Raw genomic sequence first — 11,669 nt, forward strand, 5'->3', positions numbered from 1 at the left:
GCTAATCTGCCAAAATTTTTATAAATTCATAGCAATTTACCAGCCTGTCTATGAATTACTTTGCCAACCTTTTCCGTTCACGAAGGGGACAGATCATCGTATCTGTATCATTAATATTAATTGCTTTAGTCATTTTTTTTGCACGCCAACACCAGCGCAACAAGCAGCTAAAGGTTGATGCCGCGTTCAGCAAATATATCGAATCGTACACCACGGGGGTTATCTCCAAACAAAGCACCATTCGCATCAAACTGGCCGGCGAAGTACAGGTTTCGCACGCGCAAAACGAGGAACTGAAAGACGGCATTTTCGATTTTTCGCCATCTGTAAAAGGCAAAGCTTACTGGATAGACGACCGCACCATCGAATTCCGCCCGGCAGCGGCAATGAATATCGACAAAAAATATACCGCCAATTTTAACCTCGGTAAGATCATCAAAGTAGACGGCGATTTCGAGCACTTTAAGTTCGGTTTCCAAACCATTAAGCCAGATTTTAGTATAACGTTCGCCGGCCTGCAAAGCGAGAGCGCCACATCAGGCCAAAACATGAAGCTGATAGGGAATATCCAGACCGCTGATGGGGAAGACCAGTCGGCGGTAGAAAAACTGCTTGACGTAAATTATGCTAGTCCTGTAAAAATAAGCTGGCAGCATAATTCGGTAGCTAAATCTCATCAATTTACCATCACCAAAATAACCCGTACCACTACGGCTAAACCGCTTACCGTAAATTGGGATGGCGATAAATTGGACATTGATAAAAAAGGCAACCAGGAGTTTCGCGTGCCTGCCCTTGGTGAGTTTAAAGTACTAGATATAAAAGCCGTACAGGATAACGACCAGTATGTGTCCGTCCAATTCTCGGACCCTATTATGGTTGGACAGGAATTGAGTGGGTTGATCGGCATTAACAATTCATCCGACCTTGCCTACACTATCGACGGTAGTATTGTAAAAGTTTACGCTCCTGAGCGGATGCAAGGCAACTTCAGCGTTTTTGTAAATGAAGGTGTGCAGGATATTTACCACCGCAAAATAAAAACAGCCTTTACAGCCAACGTATTTTTTGAGAACCGCGAACCGGCTGTTACCATCCCCGGCAAAGGCGTGATCCTGCCAGATTCGGGTAAACTGATGATGCCTTTCGAAGCGGTTAATCTTAACGCCGTTGACGTTACCATCATCAAAATTTATGAAAATAATATTCCGCAATATTTCCAGAATAATGGCTTTGACGGTGGTTACGAATTGCGCCACGTAGGTAAACCCATCGTACAGAAAACTATCCGTTTAGATACCGATAAAGGCCTCAACCTTACCAAAAAGAACCGCTTTATGCTGGATGTTGACCAGCTGATGCGTGCCGAGCCGGGCGCTATTTACCGCGTTATTATAGGGTTCAGAAAAGATTACTCGCTGTACAACTGCAGCGCAGGCAAACTTGTCGCCAAAAGTGGTGACGATGAATACAACAATGAAGGCGGTGAATATGCCGGTGATAACCTAAGTAAAATAAACGACGAGGACGATGCATTTTGGCAGCGTTATGACAACTATTATCCCGAAGGCTACAACTGGCAGGAACGCAACAACCCATGTACCGAATCGTACTTTAGCAAGCAGCGCTGGGCCACGCGTAATATTATCGCTTCAAACATTGGGCTGATAGCAAAACGCGGCAACGATAACATCATGACCATCGCAGTCACTAACATCCTGAGTGCCGAGCCCATGAGCGGCGTTGAACTGGAATTACTGGATTACCAAAAACAGGTGATCTTTAAGACCAAATCTGACGGTAACGGGATGGCTACTTTCAGCATGAAACGGAAACCATACTTATTGGTAGCCAAACAAGGCAAAGAACGTGGTTATTTGAAACTGGATGACGGCAGTTCCCTTCCCCTCTCCCGCTTTAATGTAGGCGGCGAGCAAGTGCAGAATGGTTTAAAAGGTTTCCTTTATGGCGAACGTGGCGTATGGCGTCCCGGCGATTCTATCTTTACGACATTTATTCTGGAAGATAAACTGAAAACCCTGCCGGCAGATCACCCGGTTGAATTTGAATTGTACAATCCTAACGGGCAACTGTACCGAAAGCTTACCCGCACAAGTTCTGTGGATGGTTTCTATAGCTTCCACGTTGCTACGGAAACATCTTCCCCGACAGGTAACTGGAACGCACGAATAAAAGTGGGTGGCGCAACTTTCGAAAAGAAGATAAAGGTGGAAACCATTATGCCGAATCGCCTCAAATTAAAACTTGATTTTGGCGGGGCTACTGAACTGACCAAAGGCAGCGGTGCTAACGGCACATTAAGCGCACAATGGCTCTTTGGTGGTATAGCGCAAAATTTAAATGCCAAGGTTGATGCTTTCCTGTCATCACAAACAACCAGCTTTAAGGGTTACGAAGATTATAATTTTGATGACCCTACCCTCGCCTTCAACACCCAAACACAAACCGTTTTTGAAGGTAAGCTGAACGAAAATGGCGTGGCATCTGTTAAAACCAACATTAATGTAGAAAAGCAAGCGCCGGGGCAATTACGCGCTAATTTTGTGGTAAAAGTATTTGAGCCGGGCGGCAACTTTAGTTTACAGCAGGCAAGTATGCCATACAATGTTTACGAAGGTTATGTGGGCATCAAAACACCAAAGGGCAGCGACATGAGCGGCATGCTGGTGACCGATAAAACCCACGTGATAGAGATTGCTGATGTTGACACCAAAGGCCATGGCTTTGCAGGCAGCCGTAGTGTTGAGCTGGAACTTTACAAAATACAATGGCGCTGGTGGTGGGATGAGACCGGTAACGAACTAAGCAACTTTACGCAGGACCGTTACAACAAACTTATTAAAACCGAAACCGTACAATTACAGAACGGTAAAGGCAAATGGAACCTGAAAATTAACCAGGCAGACTGGGGCCGTTACCTCATCCGTATTAAAGACCCGCAAACCGGTCACAGTACAGGTAAAATAATTTATGCCGATTGGCCAAATTGGTCGGAACGGTTACAAAATACCGACCCTACCGAAGCGGCAATGCTTTCATTTACATCCAACAAAACCAATTACAAAGTTGGTGAAGAAGCAACCCTAACCATCCCTACAGGTGGTGATGGCCGTGCCTTGATCAGTTTTGAGAACGGCAGTAAAGTTTTAAAAACGACTTGGATCGATACCAAAAAAGGCGAAACCCGCTATAGCTTTAATGTAGATGAAACCATGGCGCCAAACGTTTTTGTAAATGTTACGCTATTGCAACGCCATGCCCAAACCGTTAACGATCTGCCAATCCGTATGTATGGCGCTATCCCGCTAAACGTCGACAACCCGGAAACGATCCTGAAACCGGTCATCAGCATGCCGGATAAGATCAGGCCGGAAACAACTTCTGCCATAACGGTATCTGAAGCATCGGGCAAAGAAATGACCTATACCATTGCCATTGTAGATGAAGGATTACTGGATATCACCAACTATAAAACACCAGATCCACATGAATCATTCTACGCTCGCGAAGCATTGGGCGTAAAAACATGGGACTTGTTCGACTACGTGATCGGCGCTTTCGGCGGCGGGCTGGAACGCATCCTAAGTATTGGTGGTGATGGTACAAATGGTACAAATAAGAATGTTACGGTTAACCGTTTTAAACCGGTGGTGAAATTTCTGGGGCCGTTCCATTTGGGTAGCGGCGATAAACAAACGCATCAATTTACCCTGCCGCAATACGTAGGTTCGGTTAAGGCGATGGTTATTGCCGGCCACAACGGCGCTTACGGTACGGCCGAAAAAGCCGTAGCTGTTAAAAAGCCGCTGATGATACTGGCTACCCTGCCGCGCGTACTTGGCCCGTCAGAAAGTGTACAGTTACCGGTTACCGTTTTCGCGATGGAGAACAACATCAAATCTGTAAGTGTACAGGTGCAATCAAACGCGTTCAGCAATTTGGGTGGCAATAATGTTAAGATTGTAAAATTTGCCAAACCGGGCGATCAGCTGGTAACATTCGACCTGAATGTGAAAGATTTTGTGGGCGTCGGCAAGGTGAAGATCATCGCCAAGGCGGGTAATGAAACCGCGGCTTATGATGTGGAGCTGAATGTACGCAACCCTAATCCGCCGGTAACCCGCGTATTTGAGAAAGAACTAAAACCGGGAGAAACCTATGCAACCGCCTACAATGCTATCGGCATAAACGGTACCAACAAAGCATCTCTTGAAGTATCCGGCATTCCGCCCTTAAACCTGGCTAAGCGATTGGGTTACCTGATCGCCTACCCGCATGGATGTGTGGAGCAAACTATATCGGCAGCGTTCCCTCAATTATATTTGGGTCAGCTGCTTGATCTTACACCAAGGCAAAAGGCCGAAAGTGAACGCAACATTAAACTTGCCATAAACCGCCTGAATGGGTTTAGGGTACAAGGCGGCGGGCTTAGTTACTGGCCTGATGGTGGCAATGCCGACGAATGGGGAACCAACTATGCCGGGCACTTCTTATTAGCCGCACAAGCTAAAGGCTATAGCCTGCCATCGGGTTTTATTGATGAGTGGAAAAAATACCAGAAACAAAAAGCCGTAAACTGGTCGCCGGATCCGCGTACCAATATTCATGGTTATTACTATTATACCGATTTGGTGCAGGCATACCGCTTATACTTATTGGCCCTATCAGGCTCACCTGAGTTAGGCGCTATGAACCGCTTGCGCGAATACCAATACATCAGCGTGGAAGCTCGCTGGCGATTGGCAGCAGCGTACAAACTGGCAGGTCAGCCCGAGATCGGTTTACGCATGATAGCAGGTTTGCCAACAACCATCAAACCTTACAGCAGTATGTATGGTACTTATGGATCTGACCTGCGCGACGAGGCCATGATATTAGAAACCCTTACGCAGCTTAATCAGCAGCAAAAAGCATCTGCTATGGTGAGACAGGTAGCAGCCAAACTATCGCAGGACAGCTGGTACAGCACGCAAACTACCGCCTACTCGCTCATCTCGATAGCAGAGTATTGCGGTATAAATAAAAGCGGAGCGAAATTGTCTTTCAATTACAATGCGGGTGCTGCAAAGGGCAATATCAATGCTGCTTCATATTTGTGGCAGCAGGAACTGGCGGCTAACGGCGGTAAGGTTACCATGAAGAATACGGGCACGAATAAACTATATGTCCGACTGATCCAGCAAGGCCAGCCTTCATCCGGGCAGGACGTTAAAACTTACGTTAACCCCGACGTAATGCAAATGCGTGTAGCCTACTTTACCCTTGGTGGCAAAACCATTGATCCAACTTCGCTTAAACAAGGCAGCGATTTTGTAGCGCAGGTAACCATCAAAAACCCGGGCAAACGTGGCCGTTATGATAATTTGGCGCTGACACAGATCTTCCCGTCGGGATGGGAAATTTTGAACAGCCGCATGCTGAATAATGATGAAGCGTTTAAGTCTTCCCCATCCGATTACCGCGACATCCGCGATGATAGGGTGAATACGTATTTCAGCTTAGTAGAGGGCAAAGAGGTAACCTATTATGTAATGCTGAACGCTGCCTATGAAGGTAAATACTACCTGCCGGCCGCCTATTGCGAGGCGATGTATAACCATGATATAAACGCGTTAATAAAAGGGCAATGGGTTGAGGTAGTGAAATAAAACCAACACCTGTCATTGAGAGCGATAGTGTGGCAATCTCAGAGGACAAGCGGATATACTGAGATTGCCACGTCACTACGCTCCTTACAGCAATGACATGAATTAATAAGTCGCTAATGTAGAGATTGCTTCGAATCTCGCAATGACACGTTTTTTATCACTTCTCATATAACTCGAGCGGCAAACCGTCGGGGTCTGTAAAGAAAGTGAAGGGTTTACCGGTGGTTTCGTCTATGCGAATGGGCTCGGTGATCACCTCATATTCATTCAAATGGAATACAGCTTCTTCGATATTATTAACCTCGAAGGCTAAGTGGCGCAGGCCAAGGGCTTCAGGTTGGGAAGGGCGCGCTGGTGGCGGGCCGGGGAACGAAAAAAGCTCGATCTGGTACAGTCCGTTGACTTCCAGATCGAGCTTGTATGATTTTCTGGCTTCGCGGTAAACCTCGCGGATCACCTTAAAACCTAATACTTCGGTATAAAATTGTTTAGACCGCTCATGATCCGAACAGATGATAGCAATGTGATGTATCCTGTTCAGCTTTAGCATATTATTCGCCTAAAATTACGTGCAGTACATTATCGTGTACCATTTTAATATCGGTGATGTTACCAAACAACTCCTCATCGATATTGGTGTTACCAGTGCCGTTTACACTACCTAATAGGCTAAATTCAACCTCGCTGGTGGCCATCATTTCAATGAAACGTTCCTGGTCATCAGGTGCAACACTCACCACTACCCTGCCCTGTGCTTCGCCGAAAAGGAAGGCATCTTTACGGACGCTACTATCGCTTTCGATATCAAAGCCCAAACCGTTTGGCATAGCCGATTCAACCAAAGCAATGTATAAACCGCCATCGGCCACGTCATGTGCCGATTGTACAACTTTATGTTTGATCAGTTCCTTGACTACCTGGTGCATTGCGTATTCCTCATCTATATTAAAATAAGGCGCAGGTGCTTTTGAAATTTTGTGGTACGATGCAAGGTATTGCGACGATGCGATATCATTGTGTGATGCACCAACCATATAAATTAAATCGCCTGGCTGTTTGAAGTCAAGGGTCATTAAGTTCGATTGGTCATCCATCACACCCAGCATGCCAATGGTTGGCGTCGGGAATACCGGGCCTTCATCTGATGACTGGTTGTAGAAACTTACGTTACCACCCGTTACCGGGGTTTCGAATTTTATACAGGCCTCGCCCATACCTTTAATAGCGCCAACAAACTGCCAATAAACCTCGGGTTTGTATGGATTTCCAAAATTCAAACAGTTGGTTATTGCAACCGGCTCACCACCTGCGCAGGTAATGTTACGTGCAGCCTCGGCAACAGCAATGGCCGTACCTTTTTGAGGATCGGCATATACATAGCGCGAGTTACAATCACAGGTTAACACAATAGCTTTGTCGGTATCTTTAACCGCAACAACTGCCGCGTCACTTGGGCGATTGGTGGTCATGGTTGCAGTACCTATCATCGAATCATACTGGTCGGTAACCCAACGTTTTGATGCCAGGTTAGCATGACCTATCAGGTGCTTGGCCACGTCAACTAAGTTGGCAGGCTCGGCAACGTCTTCTATTTTAAATTTCTGGTTTTCGGCAAAGTAAGCAGGCTCGCGGTATTCACGTTCGTAAACCGGGGCGCCACCACCTAATACAAGGTCATCAGCAGGCACATCGGCTACTTTAACACCGTTCATAAAGTACTCCAGGCGTTGGGTATCGGTAACCTCGCCTATAATAGCGCAATTAAGGTCCCATTTATCAAATACAGCTTCAACCAAAGCCTCTTTACCTTTTTCAACTACGATCAGCATACGCTCCTGAGATTCAGAAAGCAGGATCTCGTATGGTTTCATGTTCTCCTGGCGCATGGGCACACGATCAAGGTGAATGATCATACCGTGCTCGCCTTTGGCGCTCATTTCAGAGTTCGAACAGATAATACCTGCCGCACCCATATCCTGCATACCAACAACGGCACCGGTTTTAATAACCTCAAGCGTAGCTTCCAATAATAACTTTTCCTGGAAAGGATCACCTACCTGTACAGCAGGCAAATCGTTTATCGAATCTTCGGTAATATCTTTTGATGCGAAAGCCGCACCATGGATGCCATCTTTACCCGTAGCAGAACCAACAATATAAACCGGGTTACCTACCCCGTAAGATGTGGCAGAAACAGTTTCACCGGCTTTTACAATACCTGCCGAGAAAGCATTTACCAACGGGTTAATGTTGTAGCACTCATCAAAGAAAAGCTCGCCGCCAACGGTAGGGATGCCAAAGGCATTACCATAGTGGCTGATACCTTTTACCACGCCTTTAACCAGCCATTTGGTTTTATCCAGGCTAAGGTCGCCAAAGCGTAACGAGTTCATTTGCGCGATGGGCCTTGCACCCATCGTAAATATATCGCGGTTTATACCGCCCACGCCAGTTGCGGCACCCTGGTAAGGCTCCAATGCAGACGGGTGGTTATGTGATTCGATTTTAAAGGCACATCCTATGCCATCGCCAAGATCAACCAGGCCGGCATTTTCCTCGCCTGCTTTAGCCAGCATTCGCGGGCTATCTTTAGGAAGGGTTTTTAGCCAGGTGATAGAATTTTTGTATGAGCAGTGCTCGCTCCACATTACCGCGAAAATTGATAGCTCGGTAAAGTTGGGTACGCGGCCCATTATCTCTTGTATACGTGTATATTCTTCGGGTAAAAGCCCCAGATCGCGGGCGGTTTCAACGGTGGTTAATTCCTGGTTCTCCAATGTGTTGTTGTTTATGTTGAAAGGATGCGCAAAATTAGCAAAAAAGCGGAAAGGTTAAAGGGAAAAAGGAGTTAAAAGAGGTTAAAGGTAAAAGGCGAAAGCAATTTTGCTATATAAAAAATGGCGATGAATTACTCCATCGCCATAAACACATCTACCACAAATCACTTATCTTTCTCATCGCGTATTCTTTTTATTCCTCGTTCAACTGGAAATTTAACGGGATGGTATACCTAACTCTTACCGCCGACTTGTTTTGCATGCCGGGTTTCCATGGTTTGGACAATTTTAAAACGCGTAAAGCTTCCTCGTCCATACCGTAGCCCGCTCCTTTCAAAATAGTGATATCAGACAGGTGGCCGTCTTTTTCAATCACAAAGCTCACGATAACCCTACCACCTTTACCGGCCTCCTGTGCCTGTGATGGAAACCGTAAATTTTTGCTCAGGAATTTGCTCCATGCGGCATTACCACCTACAGGCTCCGGCATAAACTCAAGTCCAAAGGGTTCATGGACAGTTTTATCTTCTGCAGGCGCAACGCCTGTACCACCTGTAGTTGGCTCAGGGTCTTCAATTGGCGCAACCGTACCTGTACCGGTTGTTGTTTTTGGGCCGATCTCACCTGTAAGGTCAACGTTTTTTGGCGGGTTTGTAGTAACAGGTTCATTAGTAACCTTCATTGTTAAAAACTGCTTGGTTGGGGCGGCGGGTAAAAGTTTTGCAGGCGGACTTGCCTTTACCTGTGGTTCAACTTTTTTTGGCTGGTTTACAACTAACGGAGGTAAATCAGGCAAAACAACTACTGTTTCCTTTATAATTTTACCCGGGGTTTTACCCACCACGAAAGTATAAGCGGCTGCAGCGGTAATAATGGTGGTAAACGCTATCAACATAGCTTTTACCATTGTACTTCCATAATGTTGCCTTAGTTCAAAGGCGCCGTAAGATTTGTTCCTGCCGGCGAATACAAGCTCGATCCAATCGGGATTGTATAAATTAAGTTTTGTGTTTAGCATAGTGTTTAAAATTTTATTTTATCAATTAACGAATTTGCCAAACAATATATTGTATAAATTTGAATTTTTACGAAATAATGAATTGAATATCAAATTAAATACAATTTTTATATTGCAAATAATAGTTTATTACAAATTATATTTGGTTAAGAAAAGTATTTTTGATGACAGATATCTACCAGTTTTGGGTCGAGATCTTCTTTACGGGCTCTGTTTTCACTGTCGCAGGCAGTTTGTCCATGGCTATTTTAAGTTTAGCGTCTGCGTTTATGCTAAATGCAGCAACCTGGTCCAGGTAATTATCGGTATTTTTTTTGCCGTATTTGGCTTCCATTTTCTCTAACGGAACTTCTACCCCGGGGATGGGTATCATATTACCAAAGCGGTCGCGCTGGTAGGGTTTAAATACAAAGTTGCTAATGCGGTAGCGATAACGGTTCTCTTTAGTTTGGATGTTTAGCGTATAGCTTATTTCCCCGCCTTCTTTACGCATTAAAGATACGCCGGTATATACCAAAAGCTTTCCGGATGTATTCAGCGTATTTTCGCCCTGCCCCTTTGCGGGTTTGGCCGATCTATCAAAGGCAGCTGCAAAAGCCCATGCCCTTTTATATAAAGTGTCGGCATTTAGTGCCGGTTTATCAATAACCCGGTAATAGATATAATTGTTGCCTTCGTCAAAAGCTAAAGAATCTTTTTGTGCCGATGCTACCTGCACGCAAAACAAACAAACCAGGCTAAAGAATATTTTTTTCATACTATAAAGATAAGGCATCCGTATTTGATACGGATGCCTTATAAAAAAAACAGATTGTTTAAATCTTAAAATTAGAACGCGTATACCGCTGCAACTAAAATTTGAGATGCTTTTTTAGTAGCTAAACCACTGCTTGTAGTAAAACCATCGTTAACATCTTTATTGTTGTCAAACCTAAACTCCGGTATCAAAGTTAAAGGGCCTGCTTTAATGTTTGCAGTAAGTGTGCCCGCAACAACTGAACTACCCGGTGCAGGGCCTGCAGTTAAATAAGTACCATTTTTAGTTTTAAAGTACTCGCCCCTTAAACCTAATGTTACATCTTTAGATACTGCAATTTGTGGGTATAAAGCTACACCTGTAAAACCACCTGTACCAACAACGGCAGCCGGTTTAAAATCAGCAGCGTTTAAGCCCAGTTTAAAGGCATCGGTAATTTGGTAAGAAGTGGTCAGGTCAAACTCGGTACCGGATACTTTGCCGCTTAATACATTTAGGTAAGCCGTCCAGCCTTTAACCGGCGACACCATTAACTGCGCGCCAAAGGTGTTCATTTTACCGGCAGAGTTATAAGAATTCCAGGTATCGTTAAAAATACCGGCCATTAAGCTAACGGTGCTTGCAAAAGCATAAGTTGCTTTAAAGCCAGGGTTTTGGAACGGACCGTTTGTGAACAGGTACGAAGTTGAGTAGTTAAAGTTACCAACCGGGCTTATCACCTCGTAACCCATAAATGTAGCCATATAACCACCTGTTAAGTTAAACTTATCAGTTACATCATACGATACATAAAGGTTTTGGATATGGAAGCTGTTATTGGCATTTAAAGCAGCACCATCTCCGTTTGGAACTGATTGGTACTGGCCACGCGGGCCAAATGATAACTCGCCTACAAACGCGGCTTTACCTACCTTTTTCTTCAAACCAAGATCTATCATACCAATCGAGATCGAATTTTGATCTGAAGCGAAGCTGGTAGGGATATTACTGCGTTTAGAAAAATCGTACTTGTAATAAGTATCAACAGAACCCGAGATAATTAAAGGCGGATCGGACTTGGTAGTGTCCTGCGCACTGGCTGCTAATGCTGAAGCAGCAAAGAAAGATAAAAGTAAAAGTCTTTTTTTCATCGATAAGGGATTTAGTTTGTTTTTAAGTAATTATTGTTAGTTAATTGTTTATTATTTAATAAGTATGGCAATTATCTCAATAACCATAACTTATAACACCTATACAACTACTATACTTTTTGCATTTATTTAAAAAGTATGTAAATAAATTAACGAAACTTTATAAATTTTAACAATTAAATACGTTTCTATTAATTATTTGCTAAATACACAATAAAAAACTACAAAAACAAACATTTTTTTAATAAAAAACCAATATAGTTGATATTTTATTAACATTATTGTGTTTTTAACTATAAAAACGCAATAAAAAGTTTA

The 11,669-nt window shown here is 44.2% G+C and carries 6 protein-coding genes; 1 reads left to right on the forward strand and 5 read right to left on the reverse strand.

Features of this window, described 5'->3' with window-relative positions; translation table 11 throughout:
- The first annotated feature begins 50 nt into the window (after nucleotides 1–50).
- Complete coding sequence (locus RHM67_RS13395; protein WP_322227284.1) at nucleotides 51–5,669, forward strand: alpha-2-macroglobulin family protein; 5,619 nt, start codon at nucleotides 51–53, stop codon at nucleotides 5,667–5,669.
- 157 nt (nucleotides 5,670–5,826) lie between these two features.
- On the opposite strand, the gene RHM67_RS13400 is transcribed toward RHM67_RS13395, so the two are convergent.
- The 5 genes from RHM67_RS13400 to RHM67_RS13420 form a co-directional block, all read right to left on the reverse strand.
- Nucleotides 5,827–6,219 carry a VOC family protein gene (locus tag RHM67_RS13400; RefSeq protein WP_322227285.1) on the reverse strand — a complete coding sequence of 131 codons (393 nt, stop codon included), beginning with the start codon at nucleotides 6,217–6,219 and terminating at the stop codon, nucleotides 5,827–5,829.
- A 1-nt stretch (nucleotide 6,220) separates the two neighbouring features.
- Nucleotides 6,221–8,446 (reverse strand): phosphoribosylformylglycinamidine synthase subunit PurL, encoded by a 2,226-nt coding sequence (purL, locus tag RHM67_RS13405; RefSeq protein WP_322227287.1) that lies wholly within the window; start codon nucleotides 8,444–8,446, stop codon nucleotides 6,221–6,223.
- A 193-nt stretch (nucleotides 8,447–8,639) separates the two neighbouring features.
- Nucleotides 8,640–9,464, reverse strand: coding sequence for a TonB family protein (locus RHM67_RS13410; protein WP_322227288.1), 825 nt, complete (start codon nucleotides 9,462–9,464; stop codon nucleotides 8,640–8,642).
- Nucleotides 9,465–9,639: 175 nt separating this feature from the next.
- On the reverse strand, nucleotides 9,640–10,221 hold the full coding sequence (locus RHM67_RS13415) for a DUF4468 domain-containing protein (RefSeq protein WP_322227289.1): 582 nt from the start codon (nucleotides 10,219–10,221) through the stop codon (nucleotides 9,640–9,642).
- 71 nt (nucleotides 10,222–10,292) lie between these two features.
- Nucleotides 10,293–11,351 (reverse strand): porin, encoded by a 1,059-nt coding sequence (locus RHM67_RS13420; protein WP_322227290.1) that lies wholly within the window; start codon nucleotides 11,349–11,351, stop codon nucleotides 10,293–10,295.
- Nucleotides 11,352–11,669: the final 318 nt, after the last annotated feature.

The sequence above is a fragment of the Mucilaginibacter sp. 5C4 genome (assembly GCF_034345625.1).
Lineage (GTDB): Bacteria > Bacteroidota > Bacteroidia > Sphingobacteriales > Sphingobacteriaceae > Mucilaginibacter > Mucilaginibacter aurantiaciroseus.

Excerpts from the sequence above, each read along its gene's own strand:
- RHM67_RS13395 (WP_322227284.1), top strand. The coding sequence starts at position 51 with ATGAATTACTTTGCCAACCTTTTCCGTTCACGAAGGGGACAGATCATC.
- RHM67_RS13400 (WP_322227285.1), bottom strand. The coding sequence starts at position 6,219 with ATGCTAAAGCTGAACAGGATACATCACATTGCTATCATCTGTTCGGAT.
- RHM67_RS13410 (WP_322227288.1), bottom strand. The coding sequence starts at position 9,464 with ATGCTAAACACAAAACTTAATTTATACAATCCCGATTGGATCGAGCTT.
- RHM67_RS13415 (WP_322227289.1), bottom strand. The coding sequence starts at position 10,221 with ATGAAAAAAATATTCTTTAGCCTGGTTTGTTTGTTTTGCGTGCAGGTA.
- RHM67_RS13420 (WP_322227290.1), bottom strand. The coding sequence starts at position 11,351 with ATGAAAAAAAGACTTTTACTTTTATCTTTCTTTGCTGCTTCAGCATTA.